16 protein-coding genes are annotated in these 16,561 nt (G+C 67.9%); 6 read left to right on the forward strand and 10 right to left on the reverse strand.

Going from position 1 to position 16,561, the window contains the following annotated elements:
• Nucleotides 1–1,065: a Gfo/Idh/MocA family protein gene (locus ACQZ13_RS25075; protein ID WP_431048586.1), complete on the reverse strand. Its 1,065-nt coding sequence runs from the start codon at nt 1,063–1,065 to the stop codon at nt 1–3.
• A gap of 53 nt (nt 1,066–1,118) precedes the next feature.
• Between ACQZ13_RS25075 and lysS the strand changes: the two genes are divergently transcribed.
• Nucleotides 1,119–2,660, forward strand: coding sequence for a lysine--tRNA ligase (gene lysS, locus ACQZ13_RS25080; protein WP_431048587.1), 1,542 nt, complete (start codon nt 1,119–1,121; stop codon nt 2,658–2,660).
• A gap of 93 nt (nt 2,661–2,753) precedes the next feature.
• Here lysS and ACQZ13_RS25085 read toward each other — a convergent pair whose 3' ends face one another.
• The 7 genes from ACQZ13_RS25085 to ACQZ13_RS25115 all read right to left on the reverse strand — a co-directional run bounded on the left by ACQZ13_RS25085 (nt 2,754) and on the right by ACQZ13_RS25115 (nt 9,846).
• Entirely contained in the window at nt 2,754–3,038 is a 285-nt protein-coding gene (locus tag ACQZ13_RS25085; protein ID WP_431048588.1) for a DUF4148 domain-containing protein, read from the reverse strand.
• 285 nt (nt 3,039–3,323) lie between these two features.
• On the reverse strand, nt 3,324–4,112 hold the full coding sequence (locus ACQZ13_RS25090; RefSeq protein WP_088406439.1) for an enoyl-CoA hydratase: 789 nt from the start codon (nt 4,110–4,112) through the stop codon (nt 3,324–3,326).
• A gap of 97 nt (nt 4,113–4,209) precedes the next feature.
• A complete protein-coding gene (locus ACQZ13_RS25095; protein WP_431048589.1) occupies nt 4,210–5,280 on the reverse strand; it encodes a DUF3108 domain-containing protein in 1,071 nt (356 codons plus the stop codon).
• A 170-nt stretch (nt 5,281–5,450) separates the two neighbouring features.
• Nucleotides 5,451–7,217, reverse strand: a complete 1,767-nt coding sequence (locus ACQZ13_RS25100) for a M61 family metallopeptidase (RefSeq protein ID WP_431048590.1) — start codon at nt 7,215–7,217, stop codon at nt 5,451–5,453.
• 143 nt (nt 7,218–7,360) lie between these two features.
• Nucleotides 7,361–7,831 (reverse strand): DUF3429 domain-containing protein, encoded by a 471-nt coding sequence (locus ACQZ13_RS25105; RefSeq protein ID WP_431048591.1) that lies wholly within the window; start codon nt 7,829–7,831, stop codon nt 7,361–7,363.
• A gap of 63 nt (nt 7,832–7,894) precedes the next feature.
• Nucleotides 7,895–8,686: a DsbC family protein gene (locus ACQZ13_RS25110; RefSeq protein WP_431048592.1), complete on the reverse strand. Its 792-nt coding sequence runs from the start codon at nt 8,684–8,686 to the stop codon at nt 7,895–7,897.
• 41 nt (nt 8,687–8,727) lie between these two features.
• A complete protein-coding gene (locus ACQZ13_RS25115; RefSeq protein WP_431048593.1) occupies nt 8,728–9,846 on the reverse strand; it encodes an FAD-dependent monooxygenase in 1,119 nt (372 codons plus the stop codon).
• A 235-nt stretch (nt 9,847–10,081) separates the two neighbouring features.
• Here ACQZ13_RS25115 and ychF point away from each other — a divergent pair, with 235 nt between their 5' ends.
• The 4 genes from ychF to ACQZ13_RS25135 all read left to right on the forward strand — a co-directional run bounded on the left by ychF (nt 10,082) and on the right by ACQZ13_RS25135 (nt 13,807).
• On the forward strand, nt 10,082–11,173 hold the full coding sequence (gene ychF / locus ACQZ13_RS25120; RefSeq protein ID WP_431048594.1) for a redox-regulated ATPase YchF: 1,092 nt from the start codon (nt 10,082–10,084) through the stop codon (nt 11,171–11,173).
• Nucleotides 11,174–11,256: 83 nt separating this feature from the next.
• The gene (locus tag ACQZ13_RS25125) at nt 11,257–11,922 is read left to right on the forward strand and encodes a response regulator transcription factor (RefSeq protein ID WP_431048595.1); all 666 of its coding nucleotides are present in this window, start codon (nt 11,257–11,259) and stop codon (nt 11,920–11,922) included.
• Complete coding sequence (locus ACQZ13_RS25130) at nt 11,919–13,307, forward strand: sensor histidine kinase (protein WP_431048596.1); 1,389 nt, start codon at nt 11,919–11,921, stop codon at nt 13,305–13,307. Before ACQZ13_RS25125 ends, ACQZ13_RS25130 begins: the two co-directional genes overlap by 4 nt.
• A 74-nt stretch (nt 13,308–13,381) precedes the next feature.
• Complete coding sequence (locus tag ACQZ13_RS25135; protein WP_431048597.1) at nt 13,382–13,807, forward strand: DUF6220 domain-containing protein; 426 nt, start codon at nt 13,382–13,384, stop codon at nt 13,805–13,807.
• Here ACQZ13_RS25135 and ACQZ13_RS25140 read toward each other — a convergent pair.
• On the reverse strand, nt 13,797–14,429 hold the full coding sequence (locus ACQZ13_RS25140; RefSeq protein ID WP_431048598.1) for a LysE family transporter: 633 nt from the start codon (nt 14,427–14,429) through the stop codon (nt 13,797–13,799). The genes ACQZ13_RS25135 and ACQZ13_RS25140 overlap by 11 nt on opposite strands.
• A gap of 171 nt (nt 14,430–14,600) precedes the next feature.
• Between ACQZ13_RS25140 and ACQZ13_RS25145 the strand changes: the two genes are divergently transcribed.
• Nucleotides 14,601–14,999 carry a response regulator gene (locus tag ACQZ13_RS25145; RefSeq protein ID WP_431048599.1) on the forward strand — a complete coding sequence of 133 codons (399 nt, stop codon included), beginning with the start codon at nt 14,601–14,603 and terminating at the stop codon, nt 14,997–14,999.
• A 33-nt stretch (nt 15,000–15,032) separates the two neighbouring features.
• Here the strand turns inward: ACQZ13_RS25145 and ACQZ13_RS25150 are convergent, their stop codons facing one another.
• Complete coding sequence (locus ACQZ13_RS25150; protein ID WP_431048600.1) at nt 15,033–16,556, reverse strand: hypothetical protein; 1,524 nt, start codon at nt 16,554–16,556, stop codon at nt 15,033–15,035.
• Nucleotides 16,557–16,561: the final 5 nt, after the last annotated feature.

Consider the following 16,561-nt stretch of genomic DNA (forward strand, 5'->3'; position numbering starts at 1 on the left):
TCAGAACACCAGCGGCAGGCCGACGCGCTGGCCGTCGCGCGCGCTGCGGTAGGCGGCGATCAGCAGCTCCAGCGAACGCAGGCCCTCGTAGCCGTCCACCTGCGCCTGCGCCTCGCCGCGCAGCGTCTGGATGACGTTGTCGTAATAGGCGGCGTGGCCGAAGCCGTAGACGCTGGTCGTCTCGTAACTGGCGTTCTTCACCAGCTCGTCGTCGGGATGCGGCGTGTCGAAGGCCCAGTGCTCGATCTTGTTGACGGCGGTGCCGCCGATCTTGACCGTGCCCTTCTCGCCCAGGATGGTGATCGAGCCTTCCAGGTTCTGCGGATAGGTCAGCATCGTCACGTTGATGCTGGCCAGGCCGCCGTGGCGCAGGCGCAGGGCCAGCACGCCGGTGTCCTCGGCCTCGATGTCGCGGTCCAGCGTGGCGGTGTAGGCGTGGACGTTGTCCACCGGGCCCACCAGCCAGTCCAGCAGGTCGACGTAGTGGCTGGCCTGGTTCATGAAGGCGCCGCCGTCCATGTCCCAGCGGCCGCGCCAGCGGGCGGCGTCGTAATAGCTCTGCGGGCGGGTCCAGAACACGTTGACCGTGCTCATGAAGATGCGGCCGAAGCGGCCTTCGTCCAGCGCCTTCTTGACCAGCTGCACGGTCGCGTTGAGGCGATTCTGCTTCACGACGAAGAGCTTCACGCCCGCGTCGCGGCAGGCGCGGACCATGGCCTGGCCTTCCTCGAACTTCGTCGCCATCGGCTTCTCGCTGAGCACGTGGCGGCCGGCCTGCGCGCAGGCGATGGCCTGCTGCGCATGCAGGCCGCTGGGCGTGGACAGCACGATCAGGTCGGCGTCCGAGCCCGCCAGCAGCGCGTCCAGCGAGGCGAAGCCGCGGTCCGCGGGCAGGCCGGTCTGGGCCAGCGCAGCCTGCACGGCTTCGGGCCGCGTATCGCAGACGGCGACCAGCTCCGCGCGACCGTGATGCCGGGTCAGCGCGTCGACGTGGTTCTTCGAAATTCGGCCGCAACCGACCAGGGCGACGCGGACCGGGCGGTCCAGGATGGGGAGCTGAGACATGGGGCGCGATTTTAAGAGCCTAAAATCGCGCCCTGCCCTTTTTGCAGCCCACGATGAGCCAGCCCCAAGACCCCCAGACCGGCAACGACACGCCGGCGCCCGCCCAAGACGAGAACAAGCTGATCGCCGAACGCCGCGAGAAACTCGCCGCCGTCCGCGAAAAAGCCAAGGCCAAGGGGGTCGCGGCCTTCCCCAACGACTTCAAACCGCAGCACCGCGCGCAGCCGCTGCAGGCCCAGTACGGCGAGCTCCCCAACGAGGAGCTCGAGCCGCAGGCCGTCGCGGTGACGGTGGCCGGCCGCATGATGCTCAAGCGCATCATGGGCAAGGCCAGCTTCGCCACGCTGCAGGACGCCACCGGCGCGATCCAGCTCTTCCTGTCCAAGGACGCGCTGGGTGAAGAGGTCTATGCCGACTTCAAGCACTTCGACCTGGGCGACATCCTGGGCGCCGAAGGCACGCTCTTCCGCACCCGCACCGGCGAGCTGTCGGTCAAGGTCACGACCCTGCGCCTGCTGACCAAGTCGCTGCGCCCGCTGCCGGACAAGTTCCACGGCATGGCCGACCAGGAGCAGAAGTACCGCCAGCGCTACGCCGACCTGATCTCCGACGGCAAGGCGCGCGACCGCTTCGTGGCGCGTTCCAAGGCCGTGTCCTCGATCCGCTCGTACATGGTCGAGAACGGCTTCCTGGAAGTCGAGACGCCCATGCTGCACCCCATCCCGGGCGGCGCCAACGCCAAGCCGTTCATCACGCACCACAACGCGCTGGACCAGGAGATGTACCTGCGCATCGCGCCGGAGCTCTACCTGAAGCGCCTGGTGGTGGGCGGTTTCGAGCGTGTCTTCGAGATCAACCGCAACTTCCGCAACGAGGGGATCAGCGTCAGGCACAACCCCGAGTTCACGATGATGGAGTTCTACGCGGCCTTCTGGACCCACCAGGAGGTCATGAGCTTCACCGAGGAAGTGATCCGCCACGCCGCGCGCGCCGCCACCGGCAGCGCCCAGGTCACCTACGCCGGCAAGCCGGTGGATCTGGAGAAGCCCTTCACGCGCCTGTCGGTGCGCCAGTCGCTGATCGTGCACGCAGGCGTCAGCGAAGCCGAGGCCGATGACGCCGAGGTGCTGCGCGCCAAGCTCAAGGAACTGGGCGAGGAAGCGCCCAAGCACTGGGGCCTGTCGGCGCTGCAGTTCGGCCTGTTCGAGGCGGCGGTCGAGGAGAAGCTCTGGGAGCCGACCTTCATCGTCGACTACCCGGTCGAGGTCTCGCCGCTGGCGCGTGCGTCGGATGCCGATCCGACCATCACCGAGCGTTTCGAGCTCTTCATCACTGGCCGAGAGTACGCCAACGGCTTCTCCGAGCTGAACGATGCTGAGGACCAGGCGGCGCGTTTCCAGTCGCAGGTGGCCAACAAGGATGCGGGCGACGAGGAGGCGATGTTCTTCGACGCCGACTTCATCCGTGCCCTGGAGTACGGCATGCCTCCGACGGGCGGCTGCGGCATCGGCATCGACCGTCTGATGATGCTGATCACCGACAGCCCCTCGATCCGCGACGTGATCCTCTTCCCCGCGCTGCGTCGCGAGGGTTGAACGAAAAAAAGGACACCTGACGGTGTCCTTTTTTCTTGCTGGCCCCCCAGGCCGGCCGGTGCGTCCGGCAGTGTCGAGGGGGAAGCGTTGGCCTTACTTGGCCGAGTTGCCTTCGGTCGTCGCGCCCTTCTTGGCGGCGGTCTTCACGGCGGCCTTCTTGGCGGCGATCTGGGCCGAGGTCGGCGCGTTGATGCCGTTTTCCAGCGAGCCGACGCCTGCTTGTTCGGCGGTCAGCGAGGCGATTTCGCCGGAATCGCGGGCGGCTTGCAGTTCGGCGACGACTTCGGCGCGGGTCTTCTGGGCCGGTTCGGCGGCGAAGGTGGCGCCGGCGGTCAGGAAGGCGGCGGCGATCAGGGTGGTCTTGATCAGGGTGTTCATGGCGGGCTCCTAGCGGTGCGTTGCACCGGACTCCGCACTCCGCGTCGTCCATGGGTTGAACTCTAGGCGCCAGCGCCTAGGGGAAACACTAGGCAATCTGGAAAGATCCGTTCACGGATTGTCAACAATCCCCCAACCGGTAACTCAGCGTACACCGATCGGGGTCAAGGATTGTTTCAATCGGGGCCGGGAATGGGGTGGACTGCCGAGGCCGCTGGCCCTCACCCCCGCCCTCTCCCGCGGTGCGGGAGAGGGGGCCACCCCAGTGCTCCTGCGGCGAAGGGCTCAGCTGTGCTTGAACGCCGGTGCCCGTTTCGCCAGGAACGCGTCCATGCCTTCGCGCTGGTCGTCGGAGCCGAACAGCGCGTGGAAGTAGCGGCGCTCGATCGCGACACCGTCGGTCAGCGGCCCCTGGTAGGCCAGGTTGACCAGTTCCTTGATCAGCATCGTCGACGGGCCGCTGAAGCCGTTGATCGTCTCCGCCGCCGTCAGCGCCTCGGCCATCAGCTGCTCCGCCGCCACCACGCGCGACACCAGCCCGGCGCGTTCCGCCTCCGCCGCGTCCATCATGCGCGCCGTCAGCAGCATGTCCATCGCCTTGCTCTTGCTGACCGCCCGCGGCAGGCGCTGCGTGCCGCCCGCGCCGGGGATGATGCCCAGCTTGATCTCCGGCTGGCCGAAGCGCGCCGTGTCCGCCGCGATGATGAAGTCGCACATCATCGCCAGCTCGCAACCGCCGCCCAGTGCAAAACCTGCCACCGCGCCGATCACCGGCTTGCGCACCTGCAGGATGGTCTCCCAGTTCTTCGAGATCAGCCCGCTCTTGAACGCCGACAGGAAGGTGTGCGGCGCCATCGTCGGAATGTCCGCTCCCGCCGCGAAGGCGCGCTCGCTGCCCGTCAGCACGATGCAGCCGATGCCGTCGTCCGCGTCGAAGGCCAGCAGCGCGCGGCCCAGTTCGTCCATCAGCGGGTCGCTCAGCGCGTTCAGCTGCTTGGGCCGGTTCAGCCGGATCACCCCCGTCTTGCGGTCGCCGCTGCCGGCCACCTCCACCAGGATGTTCTCGAACGTCACGCCGGTCAGGGCTGCAATCATGGGATGTCTCCTTGAACTCGAATGGCGGCAACTATAGAGGCGCCCGCGACGGGACGACGCCCGCGCGCCAAGGCCCTCAGGGGCCAGTGGCGGCCGTCGGCTTGCTCGCCGCGCCCGATGCCGACGTGGCCTGCGCCTGCTTCGGCGGCGCCTTCAAGACCAGGTCGATGTGCGTGCGCGGATCCGTTTGACGGTTCTGCCAGATCCGCACCCGCACCGGCAGGTACTGCAGCGACGGCGCCAGCCAGAACTCCGCCTGCATGTCGCCGCGGGTGTCGGTCATGTCCGAGTCCACGTGCCACGCCGGGATCGGCCCCAGCGGCGTCGCGACCTCCTCCAGGTTCCTCACCTGGTAGCGCCACAGGTGCACGTTGCGCGGCAGCGCCAGCGGCTGCTGGATCAACTGCCCGCCGTGCGAGGCCAGACGACCGGTGAGGAACTGCCAGGTGAACTGCACGAACTGGCTGGCCGCGTCCTGCGTGCCGTCGGCCACCGGCACGCGGCGACCGTCGGCCAGGCGCACGCCGCCGTCGTCGAACAGCAGCGTCGACTGCCGGTTCCCGCCCGCGAGTCCGCCGGTGACCTCGTCGAAACGATGCGGCACCAGACCCACCGGCGTGATCTCGCCGTCGCTGCTCATCCGGCGCGACATCAGCGGCGCGAACTTCGGGCCGATCCAGGCTTCGAGGTGGACCTGGTAGTGCGAGCCCTCCCGCAGCCATTGCACGCGGGCGTCGCCGTAGATGGGGCCACGGAAATCGCCGGTGAGCTTGTAGTCCAGCTCTGTCGAGAGCGGCCATTCGATGCCCGGCATCCAGGTGCCGACCGCGTCGGAGATCGCCAGCGCCGGCGGCATCGCCAGCGCCTGCAGTTCAGGCGGCGGCTCGCTCGCGGCGGGATCCGGCGGCAGCGGGGCGGGTCCTTCGCCCAAGGCCGGCATCGACTCGATGCGACGCTGCGGCGTGCCCGGCGGTCCTTCTTTCGGCGCCGCGGTCGCGGGCGGCGGCGGAGGTGCCGGCGCCAGTTCCCGGACGAAGGCGGCCTGCAGCCGTTCCGGCTCGGGGATGTTCGGCATCCAGTGGTCGTGGAGCTCGCGGGCCTCGCTCAGCAGCCAGAGGTGGGCGGCGATCACCGTCGCCGTGAGCACCGCGAGCGCGACGTGATGTCGTCGGATGTTCCCCGCCGCTTCGCGCCAACGCTGCGGGTCGGCGAGACGTACTCCCCCCGTCGCGATACCCGTGGCCGCCGCGGACAGCCAGCGGCCTACGACCCGTCCGGCATCTCGAATCTGCCGGATCTCCAGGGCGAGTCGACGTCTCAGCCACCCAGCCATGCGCGCCGCAGGCTTTGCGCACGCGCGGGCGCCTTGTCGAGCAGGCCTAGGCAGACCGGCCGCGCCGCGCTGTCCTGCGTCGGCAGCGTCAGGGCCAGATGGAGCATCCGCTGGTCACGCGTCACCAGCAGCTCCAGCCGTTGCGGATCGACATGGTTCAGCGTCAGCGGCAGGTCTTCCAGCTTGCGCACGCGCCAGCCGTTGCAGGCCACGATCTCGTCGCCCGCGCTCAGCCCGGACGCCAGCGCGGCGCTGTCCAGCAGCACGTTCTTGACCGTCACGATGCCGTCGCTCTCCGTCACCCGCAGCCCCAGCCGCTGCGCCAGCGTCGGCTTGTCCAGGCACCAGCGCACGCCCACGCGTTCCAGCAGCTGCGGCAGCGGCAGGTCCTCGGTGCCGTGCACCCAGGTCGACAGCGTCTGCGCGATCGCCTCGCCGCCGATGTCGACGAGCTTCTGCAGGATCTTCGCCTCGCTCACCGGACCACCGCCGGTGTCCTTCCACAGGCCGCGCATCAGATCGTCCACCGACATCGGCTTCTCGCACTTCTCCGCGCCGCGCAGCGACAGGTCCAGCGCCAGCGCCACCATCGAGCCCTTGGCGTAGTAGCTGACGACCGCGTTGGGGGTGTTCTCGTCCTGCCGGTAGTACTTGGTCCAGGCCTCCAGGCTGGAGCGCGCCACGCTCTGGTGCTTGCGTCCCGGCGCGCCCAGCACCTGCGTGAAGGTGGTCGCGATCAGCTTCAGGTAGCGGGCCTCGTCGATCAGCCCGGCTCGCACGAGGAACAGGTCGTCGTAGTACGAGGTGAAGCCTTCGAAGAACCACAGCAGCTCGGTGTAGTTCTCCTGCTCGTAGTCGTAGCGCTCGAACACGTCCGGCCGCAGCCGCTTCACGTTCCAGGTGTGGAAGTACTCGTGGCTGATCAGGCCCAGCAGCTTCACGTAGCCGTCGCTGGTCTCGGACTGGCCCAGGCGCGGCAGGTCGCGCCGCGCCGCGATCAGCGCCGTGCTGGCGCGATGCTCCAGCCCGCCGTAGCCGTCGTCGGTGCAGTTCAGCAGGAACACATAGCGCGACATCGGCGGCTTGCTCTTGCCGCAGTGCCAGAAGGCGATCTGCGTCTCGCAGATCTTCTGCGCGTCGCGCAGCAGCCGTTCGCCGTCGAAGATCGGCAACGCGCCCGACACGACGAGCTCATGCGGCACGCCGCCGGCCACGAATTCGCCGCGCCAGAACGGGCCCAGCTCGAAGGGATGGTCGGCGAGCTCGTCGTAGTCCGCAGCCTCGAACTGCAACGGCGCGTCTTCGACCGGCGTCATCGCCGTGGCGACGTCCCAGCCTTCGGGCAGGCCGGTCAGCTCGACGCGGTGCGGCAGGTCGTCCTTGCCGTGCGCGCGCAGGCACAGGCCGGTCGCGTTGAAGAAGCCGCGCTGCGCGTCCAGGAAGGCCGCCCGCACGGAGGTGTCGAAGGCGTAGACCGGGCAGCTGATCACCAGCGCGCCGCGGCCGGCGCACTCGAACTCCCAGCGGTTCTTCGCCGTCTGCGTGACCAGCACCTCCCGCTGGCCCTGGCGCGCCGTCACGGCGCCCAGGTGGCGGGAGAACTCCCGCACCAGGTAGCTGCCGGGGATCCAGACGGGCAGGCTCAGGACCTGGCGCGCCTCTGGCGCCGGCACGGTCAGCGTGACCTCGAAGCGGTGCGCGTGCGGGTCGGCGACGGCGATGCGGTAATGGATCGTGGGGCGAGCGGTCATGAGGAACAGCCTACCAAGGCTGGCCCGCGCGTGGTGCACGGGGTGCGCGTTTCTGGGCGGTTCCCGTTCAGGGCGCCGGGCCAGGGTTCGCCCGGATCGACGCCCGTGCGGGTTCTCGGGTTCTGGACTTCAGGGGCGGGCCTTCAAGTTCCCTGGGCGGCGATGAAGCAGCTCAGCGCCGCCACGGCGCTCAGCCGGAAGCGCAGCGTCAGCCAGGCCGACGCACCCAGCGACGGGTACAGCTTGCGGTCGGCGACGTAGCAGGCGATCAGCAGGAAGCCCTCGATCACCAGGCCGGCGTAGGGCGGCATCGTCGAGGCGATCCAGGCCAGCAGCGCCGGCACCACGCCCCAGATGAAGGGCGACGGCGACGGGACGCTCTGGCGCATGCCCAGGCCCCAGTGGACCGCCCCCAGGAAGGTGATCACGATGGCCGCGTAACGCGACAGGCCGTCGGTGACGTAGGGATGGGCGTCCTCGCGCACCAGCCAGACCAGCACCGCGCCGAGCACGAAGGGGATCAGCCCCGCATAACCCAGTCGCGCGGCGATCGGGTTGACGGAGGCCGAGGCGGCGTGCACCGGGGCGGGATGGTGGGGCGTGCGGTCGCTCATCGGGGGCAGTCTGGGATCAATCGGGGATCAATCGGGATTCAGGCCGGGATCGAAGGGGCTCGATCAGGACTTCTTCTGGTTCTTGTCCGCTTCCTGGATCGCCTGGAAGCGTTGTTCGAGCTGCTGCGGGCTGATCGCGCCCGGGGCGCGGGTGCCGTTCTCGAACAGGATGGCCGGCGTGCCGTTGACGCGGATCTTCTGGCTCAGGGCCAGGTTGCGCTGGATGGCGGAGCTGTCGCACTTCGCGTCGGCCGGGGGCGCCATCGCGCCGTCGATCATCCAGTTGCGCCAGGCGACGGTGTTGTCCTTGGCGCACCACATGGTGCGGGACTTCTCCGGCGAGTCGCCGCCCAGGATGGGGATCACGAAGGTGTAGACGGTGATGTTGTCGACCTCCTGCAGCGACTTCTCGAAGCGCTTGCAGTAGCCGCAGTTCGGGTCGGCGAACACGGCGATGCGGCGCTTGCCGTCGCCCTTCTTCCAGACGATCGCGTCCTTGAGCGGCAGCGAGGCGAAGTCGATCGCGGTGATCTTTTCGATGCGTTCCTGGGTGACGTTCTTGCGGCTCTTGAGGTCGAGGATCTCGCCTTCGATCAGGTACTGGCCGGTGGCGTCGGTGTAGCGGATCTCGCTGCCGATGCGGACCTCCCACAGCCCGGCGATGGGGCTGGGGCGGATCTCGTCGATCTTGATCTCCTTGGGCATCACCGTCGCGAGGTTCTTGCGGATGGTGTCCTCGTTGGCCTGGGCGGTGCAGCCGTACAGGCCGAGCGCGGCCAGCGAGGCGGCCAGGGCCACGGTCTTGCGGGAAGCGCGGGACAGACGGAAGAAGGACTTGGACTGCAGGGCGGTCATGGGATCTTTCGAGGGACTTCAGGATGAACGGACGAGGCCGTTCAGTGGCCGAGCGCGCGCGCCGTGAGCCATTTCTTGAGCGGGCCCGCGCGGTCGACCAGGCGCAGGCCTTCATTGCGGAGCCGGGCCAGCACCGGCGCCTGGCTGGCGAAGCCGCGCAGCAGGCCGTCGGTCAGCTCGCCCATCGCCCAGGTCGGGGCGATGCGGGCGCGGGCGTAGCGGCGCAGCAGCTTCTCGTCGCCGAGGCTGCGCCAGGATTCGCGACGGACGATCACGTCCACCAGCGCTTCCACGTCGGCCAGGCCGAGGTTCAGGCCCTGCCCCGCCAGCGGATGCACGAGGTGCGCGGCGTCGCCGAGCAGCACCCAGCCGGGGCCGCAGAGCGTGTCGGCGCGGCACAGCTGCAGCGGCCAGGACTGGCGCTCGCCGGCCAGCTTGAGCGTGCCGGCGGCACCGCCGGTGGCTTCGAGCAGCGCGGATTCGAATTCGGCGGGGCCGGCGGCCATCAGGCGGCGGGCCTCGTCCTTGGGCAGCGACCAGACCAGACCGTAGCTGTGGCCGGGTTCGGGACGGTCGAAGGGCAGCAGCGCCAGCACGTCCGGCGAACGGAACCATTGCCAGGCCTGGCCCTGGTGCGGCTTGCTGGCGATCAGCCGCGTGGCGACGCCCATGTGGCCATAGTCGTGGCGCTCGTACTGGACGCCGAATTCCTGTGCTGCGCCGGTGTCGCGGCCTTCGCACAGGGCCTGCAGCGTGGCGGGGACCGGCTCGGTCACGCGCTGCACGTGCGGCGCGAATCGCAGGGCGGCGTCGAGCTGGTCCTCCAGCGCGGCCGCGTCGACGATGTGGGCGAGCTCGCCGGCGCCCTGCTGCCAGGCGCTGAAGTGCAGTTCCGCGCCGGCGCGGTCGCCGTGGATGCGCATGTCGTGCACGGGGGTGCGGGCGTCCTCGGCGAGGCCTTCCCACACGCGCAGCCGGGTGAGCAGCGCGACGGAGGCGGCATTGAGCGCGTAGGCACGCACGTCGGCGGACGAGGATGAGCCGGAGGGGGCGGTCGGCCGGGCGAGCAGGGCCACGCGCAGGCCGCGGGCGCCGAGCGCCAGCGCCAGGCTGCGACCGACGCAGCCGTTGCCGCGCACCAGGACGTCGAACTTTTCCATGGACGGCGATTGTAGGCAGGGGCGATGCGGGCGTCCCGGGCGGACTTCCAGGCGGTGATCCAAGGCGGGATAGCCGGTGGGATAGCCGGTGGGATAGCCGGTGGGAAAGCCGGTGGGAAAGACAGCGGGAAGGTGGTGGGAAGGTGGCGGGAGCGCCGCCTGACTAAAATGCCGGTTTCGCCCGCGCGTGCCGCAGGCCCGAACAGCACCCCAGCATTTCCCCCGAAAGCCAACCATGAGCCTCAAATGCGGCATCGTGGGCCTGCCCAATGTCGGCAAGTCCACCCTCTTCAACGCGCTGACGAAGGCCGGCATCGCCGCCGAGAACTATCCCTTCTGCACAATCGAGCCGAACGTGGGCATCGTCGAGCTGCCGGATCCGCGACTGGGGAAGCTGGCGGAGATCGTCAAGCCCGAGCGCATCGTGCCGGCGATCGTCGAGTTCGTGGACATCGCGGGCCTGGTGGCGGGGGCGTCCAAGGGCGAAGGCCTGGGCAACCAGTTCCTGTCGCACATCCGCGAGACCGACGCGATCGTGAACGTGGTGCGCTGCTTTGAGGATCCGAACGTCATCCACGTGAACGGCAAGGTGGATCCGATCTCCGACATCGAGGTGATCCAGACCGAGCTGTGCCTGGCCGACCTGGGGACGGTGGAAAAGAGCCTGCACCGCTACAACAAGGTGGCGCGCGCGGGCGACAAGGACGCGGCGGCGCTGGTGAAGGTGCTGGAGAAGTGCCAGGTCGCGCTGGACCAGGCCAAGCCGGTGCGCTCGATCGACTTCAGCAAGGAAGAGCTGGTCATCCTGAAGCCGCTGTGCCTGATCACGGCCAAGCCGGCGATGTTCGTGGGCAACGTGGCGGAAGACGGCTTCGAGAACAACCCGTTCCTGGACCGCCTGAAGGAATACGCGGTGGGCCAGAACGCGCCGGTGGTGGCGATCTGCGCCAAGACCGAGGCCGAGCTGTCGGAGATGGAAGACGAGGACCGCGCGATGTTCCTGGCCGAGATGGGCCAGGACGAGCCGGGTCTGAACCGCCTGATCCGCGCCGGCTTCAAGCTGCTGGGTCTGCAGACCTACTTCACCGCGGGCGTGAAGGAAGTGCGCGCGTGGACCATCCACGTCGGCGACACGGCGCCGCAGGCGGCGGGCGTGATCCACACCGACTTCGAACGCGGCTTCATCCGCGCGCAGACGATCGCCTTCGACGACTTCATCCAGTTCAAGGGCGAGCAGGCCGCGAAGGACGCCGGCAAGATGCGCGCGGAAGGCAAGGACTACGTCGTCAAGGACGGCGACGTGCTGAACTTCCTGTTCAACGTCTGAGACCCTGTCGACCTCCACCCGCGCGCACCCGCCCATCGACATGAGCGGGCGGCGTGCCGGGAGGGAACGCGGGAAGGCGCCCGGTGAACCTGCTGCTGGTTGAGGACGACGGGATGTTGGCCGAGGCCATCCGCGACGGCATGGCCGGATGCGGCTGGTCGATCGCCCATGCCTCGGACGCCTCCGGCGCCCGGATGGCCCTGCTGGACCACACCTTCGCGGCGGTCCTGCTCGACATCGGCCTGCCGGGCGACTCCGGCCTGTCGGTGCTCCGATGGATGCGGGAACGCTACGACTCGACACCGGTGCTGATCCTCACAGCGCGAGCGCAGCTGAGTGAACGCATCCAGGGGCTAGACGCCGGCGCCGACGACTACCTGATCAAGCCGTTCCAGCTCGACGAACTGCTGGCCCGCGTGCGGGCCCTCACCCGCCGAAGCCAGGGACGCGTCGTCCCGACACTGGTGTGCGGCGACGTGGCGGTCGACATCGACCGGAAGATCGTCACGCGATCCGGGGTCAACGTGGTCCTGAGCGCCAACGAATACAAGACGCTGGTGGCCTTGATGGAGCGTGCGGGCCGCGTGGTCACGCGCGACCACCTGCAACGGATGGTCTACGGCGACGACGACGCGGTCGAGAGCAACACGATCGCGGTGTTCATCCACCAGCTCCGGAAGAAGCTCGGCGAGGAACTCATCGTGACCGTCCATGGGCTCGGCTACAGCGTCGGTCGGCCCCGGTCATGACGGCGTCGACAACGTCCACCGCGTCCACGGCGCGCTCGCTGCGCGCGCGCATGCGGTGGGCGCTCGGACTGTCCATCGCGGTGGCCTGGTGCGGCGCGCTCGTCGCCATCTTCGTCTTCAGCACCCACAGCAGCATCAGCATCTGGGACGACAAGCTGCAGTCGATCGGCGTCAAGATGGTGGCGATGGTTCCCGGCGCCGGCCTCGGCGCCGCCGGGCCCCGGCTGGAACCCCGGCCGGATCTCGTCGCCGAGAACGCCAGGCTGAGCTTCCAGATCTGGAGCGAGCGGCGCACCCTCCTCTCGAGCACCCTGGGATCTCCCTCGACGCCGATGAATCCTGCGTTCACGGACGGGTTCTCGAATGTGGAGATCGGCGGCGAGTCGTGGCGGGTGTATTCCGCATCCGACCGGACGGGCACGGTGCAGGTCCAGGTGGGCAGTCCGCGTCGCCTGATCAATGCGCCGTTCCAGCGCAATGCGTTGACGGCGCTGGGCATCGCGACGGCGTTGCTGTCGCTGCTCGGCCTGGCGATGGGGTGGGCCGTGCGACGCGCCCTGCGGCCGTTGCGACAGATCGAGGCGACCGTCAGGGCGCGAGCGTCGCTGGACATGACGCCTTTGGCGGTGTCCGCGCTGCCGGCGGAACTGGTGCCGCTGGTGCACGGGTTCAATCATCTGCTCGCGAAGCTGGACGCCACCGTCCAGGCGGAGCGTCGCTTCATCGGCGATGCGGCGCATGAGTTGAGGACGCCGATGACCGTGGTGAAGGCGCAGGCCGAGGTGGCGCTGCGCGCGACGACCCTCGAAGACAAGGATGCCGCGCTCGTGAAGCTGCTGGCCGCGACGCAGAGAAGCAGCCGGCTGGCGGAACAGCTGCTCGATCTCGCGCGTCTGGATGCCGGCGAGCAGGTGCCGGTGCGCGCCGTCCATGACCTCAACGACATCGTCCGCCATGTCGTCGACGAATTCGAGATGCTCGCCGGGCGTAGCCAGCGCCGGATCAGCGTCGACGCCGAGCCCTGTGGCCTCCTCTGCGACGTGGACGAGCTGGGCATCCTGTTGAGGAATCTGGTGGACAACGCGGTGCGCTACACCTCGCCCGGAGGACAGGTGGTGGTGCGCTGCGGCCCCACGGGTCCGGAGGCGGCGGAGGTCTTTCTGGAAGTCGTCGACGACGGCCCCGGCGTTCCGCAGGACGAGCGCGATGCGATCTTCGAGCGCTTTCATCGCGTGACCGGCAACCCGGTGCGCGGCAGCGGCATCGGGCTGTCCCTGGTGGCCCGCATTGCGCGTCTGCATCACGCCCGGATCGAGACGGGCACCGGGCTGGGCAACGCGGGACTGCGCGTACGTCTCTCGTTCCCGGCCTTAAAAAGAAACTAATAACGCAGGACGAACATGGTGTGAAACCGCAGCAGATCGCTGCCGGTGTTCAACCGTGATTCGAGGAGCCTGTCATGTCTGCCCTTTTCCCATCGCCGGCGCGTTCCGCCTCGCGTTATGTGTTCGCCTGCGTCGGTGCCACGGTGGTGCTGATGCTGTTGCAGTTCCTGATGGCAGGCCTCGCGCTGTTCAAGGACGGCGGGCTGTGGGCCTGCCACGTGATCGCGGGCTTCCTCCTCGTCGTGCCCATCGGCGCGGCGCTGGTGGTCGCCCTGAAGGCCCGCATGCGGATCGTCACGCGTTACGCGTCGGCGTTGCTGGGGGCCTACGTGGTGCAGGTCGGCCTGGTCATCGCCGGCAAGCAGGGGGCTTCTCCGCTCTGGCAGAGCCTGCATCCTTTCAACGGCGCCTTGATGCTCGTCGGAGCCGTGGCGCTGTTGATGGAACTGATCGCGCTGAGGCGCAACCAGCGCGGAAGCTCTCGATCCTTCAGCGGCTGACGGCGCGCTGCACGCCGAGCAGCACCAGCGCGCCCCCGGCCACGCCATTGATGGCGCGCTCGAATCGCAGATAGCGGCTGCGAAGCCTGGGCAAGCCGAAGACCGCCGTGATGCCCAGGTGCCATCCCAGCGACAGCAACGCCACCATCGACACGGTGGCCGCCAGGAACCATCCCGGCGCATTGACGGGCAGCATGGCAGCGAACGCGCTGGTCCAGAAGGCTGCGCCCTTCGGGTTGGTCAGACCAGTCATCAGGCCCGTCCGGTAGGCGGCCGACGGCGCGGCCGCGACCGGAAGGACGCCCGTCGATGCAGATGGCGCCGCGCGCGGCTTCAGCGCTGCCTTCAGCAGCCCGACGCCGTACCAGATGAGGTAGATCGCCCCGACGACCCGGACCGCCGCGGCCAGCATCGGATGGCTGCCGAAGACCGCGGACAGGCCGGCGAGCGACAGCACGACCCAGACGATCGAGCCGGTGGTCAGCCCCAGGACCGTCCATCGCGCTTCCCGCGCCCGCCCCTCCAGAGCCAGTTGGCTGAGGATGAAGAAGTTCGGTCCGGGGCTGGCCAGGACGGCCAGGTAGACGGCCGCCAGGGTCAGGAGCGAGGCAACGTAGGTCATGGCAGGAGCGCAGTTGAGCGTCGATTAAAGCAGACGCGCCCGGGCGTGCGGACTTCCCGCTTGACGTACCGTGTCAGGCAATTCCCGACAAGAAGTCGCGCGCTTCCCTGCTCGCCGGTGACTGGCGCGAGCCTCAGAATGGTTCACGCCACTTCCCGGCTGAGCACCATCATGAAGATCCTCCTCGTCGACGCCTCCGACACCTTCCGCAAGTACCTGTCCGAACGCCTGCGCGTCGTGCCCGGCGCGATGGTGGTGGGTCAGGCCGGCAGCGAAGAGCAGGCCATGGTCACCGCATCCCTCTGCGCGCCGGACGTGGTGCTGGCGGACGTGGAACTGCGATCGGGTTCCGGCTTCACCGCGCTGCAGCGACTGCGCGCGGGCGGCTTCAACGGCACGTCCTATCTGCTGACGACCGCGGACGAGAGCGAGTACGGCCCGCAATGCGTGGAGGCCGGCATCGACGGCTTCTACGACAAGCTGCTCGACATCGAGCGCCTCATCCAGGCGCTGACCGTGCTCGCCACGGCGCCCAAGAACTTCGAGGCGGCGAGGATCAAGCTGAGCTGACCGGATGCGCCCCGCGCATCCGGCCGGTTCCGCTCAATGGGCTTCCTGGAGCTCGGTGACCAACTCGGTCTTCGTCTTCCCTTCAAGCTCCGCCCGCTTCAGCTTCAGCCTTTCCAGCATGAAGCTGTTGGTCAGTTCGAAGCTGTCCAGGAGCGAGTACCAGTTCATCACGTAGAGCTTCATGCGTGGACGGCTTTCGACAAGTCCCTGCTCCCCGCGCCCCGAGAGGTCGAACAAACGGTCCGTGAGCAGGCCTTCTCGCGAAGAGAGTTTGCGACCGATCAAGATCAGCTCGAAATGCACCTTCTCGGAACTGAACTCCGGCAGTCGTTTGATGATGTCGGAGTAGTCCTCCAATTGGCGCAAGTGCTTCCTGTTGAGCGAAATCGACGGCCTCTTGATCTCGATGACGATGCACTTGTAGATGCGCTGCCCGGCTGAATCCAGCGTTGGGAACTTCCGGGCCAGGAAGAGATCCGTCTGCCGCCTCGCCGCCGGGAGGTGCTCCAACCTGTCGACGTCGTCTTCATTCACATCCAGATTTCCAAACACGCTCTCACGCAGCGACTCAGCGACTTTCGTGAAGCTGTCGTCCTCGGCGCCGATCGTTTCGTATCGGGGCCCAAAGAGCCAAGTGTTGTTTTCGATGATGCGTTGCAGGTCTGGCGTCTCGAGCAATTCGCGATGATGCTCGTTCATCAGGTGCCGCAACTGCTGCACCGCTAGAGCCCGCCGTTGCAACACTTCAATCGTGGCCACGACGTTCTCCATCGACGAGCGGCGAAGATGACCAGCAAGTCGGGCCAGGGATTCAGAGTCCAGATCCAGCGCTCCATTCAGCACTTCCATCAACGCATCGTTGTCGCTCGACACCGCCAGACGATCAAGCAACCGGATGAGGACCTTGGTTTGCTGGTGGTTGCCGCCAATGAACAACCGGGGCTCGGCGATGTAGATCTGACGAACCATCTCGCGCGCATGCCCGCGGCGCCAGGCTTGCTCGTCGTCATCGAGTCCTTCATACGTCGGGAAGAATCCCTTCGCCTCAAAGCCCTGCACCTCCTGTTCGGCCTTCTTGGGAATGAACGCCGCGTAGATCTCCTCCCCGAGTTCGTCCAGCTGGACCAGCAGCTTCGCCCACGTCTGCGTTTCCGGCGACGGCGCCTCGGGGTGCATGGGATCGGTCTCCGGAGTGAATCGATCGGCCCAGGAGGACGATGCGCAAACGCTCGTCAGAAAGTGCGGCCGGTCCCGCAGCGGACTCGGCGCCTTGTGGACGAGATGCCCTCGTCCATTCCTCAAGTAGAGGTTGGACGTGAGTCCTGGCGCGTTGCATTCCCAATGGATCACCTGGATGTCGAAGACGTAGCCATCGACTTCGAGCTTCCTTGAGACGACCTCGTACGGCGGCGCTTGCACGATCTGCGACGCGCTTGATCCGATCCCCTCAATCACCAGGCCGAGCAGAGGTGTCCAGACCCCGATCTCTTCAATCAAGCGCTTGATGCTCGCGTTGCCCGCATCCGAAACGCTCCCGAATTCCTTGCCTTCCACCATGTCAT

It is taken from the genome of Roseateles sp. L2-2, from assembly GCF_050613215.1.
Taxonomy (GTDB): Bacteria; Pseudomonadota; Gammaproteobacteria; order Burkholderiales; family Burkholderiaceae_C; genus Roseateles; species Roseateles noduli.

What these genes read in the sequence shown, in the direction of transcription:
- ACQZ13_RS25075 (WP_431048586.1), bottom strand. Translation starts at nt 1,065, where the DNA reads ATGTCTCAGCTCCCCATCCTGGACCGCCCGGTCCGCGTCGCCCTGGTC.
- lysS (WP_431048587.1), top strand. Translation starts at nt 1,119, where the DNA reads ATGAGCCAGCCCCAAGACCCCCAGACCGGCAACGACACGCCGGCGCCC.
- ACQZ13_RS25085 (WP_431048588.1), bottom strand. Translation starts at nt 3,038, where the DNA reads ATGAACACCCTGATCAAGACCACCCTGATCGCCGCCGCCTTCCTGACC.
- ACQZ13_RS25100 (WP_431048590.1), bottom strand. Translation starts at nt 7,217, where the DNA reads ATGACCGCTCGCCCCACGATCCATTACCGCATCGCCGTCGCCGACCCG.
- ACQZ13_RS25105 (WP_431048591.1), bottom strand. Translation starts at nt 7,831, where the DNA reads ATGAGCGACCGCACGCCCCACCATCCCGCCCCGGTGCACGCCGCCTCG.
- ACQZ13_RS25110 (WP_431048592.1), bottom strand. Translation starts at nt 8,686, where the DNA reads ATGACCGCCCTGCAGTCCAAGTCCTTCTTCCGTCTGTCCCGCGCTTCC.
- ACQZ13_RS25115 (WP_431048593.1), bottom strand. Translation starts at nt 9,846, where the DNA reads ATGGAAAAGTTCGACGTCCTGGTGCGCGGCAACGGCTGCGTCGGTCGC.
- ychF (WP_431048594.1), top strand. Translation starts at nt 10,082, where the DNA reads ATGAGCCTCAAATGCGGCATCGTGGGCCTGCCCAATGTCGGCAAGTCC.
- ACQZ13_RS25130 (WP_431048596.1), top strand. Translation starts at nt 11,919, where the DNA reads ATGACGGCGTCGACAACGTCCACCGCGTCCACGGCGCGCTCGCTGCGC.
- ACQZ13_RS25135 (WP_431048597.1), top strand. Translation starts at nt 13,382, where the DNA reads ATGTCTGCCCTTTTCCCATCGCCGGCGCGTTCCGCCTCGCGTTATGTG.
- ACQZ13_RS25140 (WP_431048598.1), bottom strand. Translation starts at nt 14,429, where the DNA reads ATGACCTACGTTGCCTCGCTCCTGACCCTGGCGGCCGTCTACCTGGCC.
- ACQZ13_RS25145 (WP_431048599.1), top strand. Translation starts at nt 14,601, where the DNA reads ATGAAGATCCTCCTCGTCGACGCCTCCGACACCTTCCGCAAGTACCTG.
- ACQZ13_RS25150 (WP_431048600.1), bottom strand. Translation starts at nt 16,556, where the DNA reads ATGGTGGAAGGCAAGGAATTCGGGAGCGTTTCGGATGCGGGCAACGCG.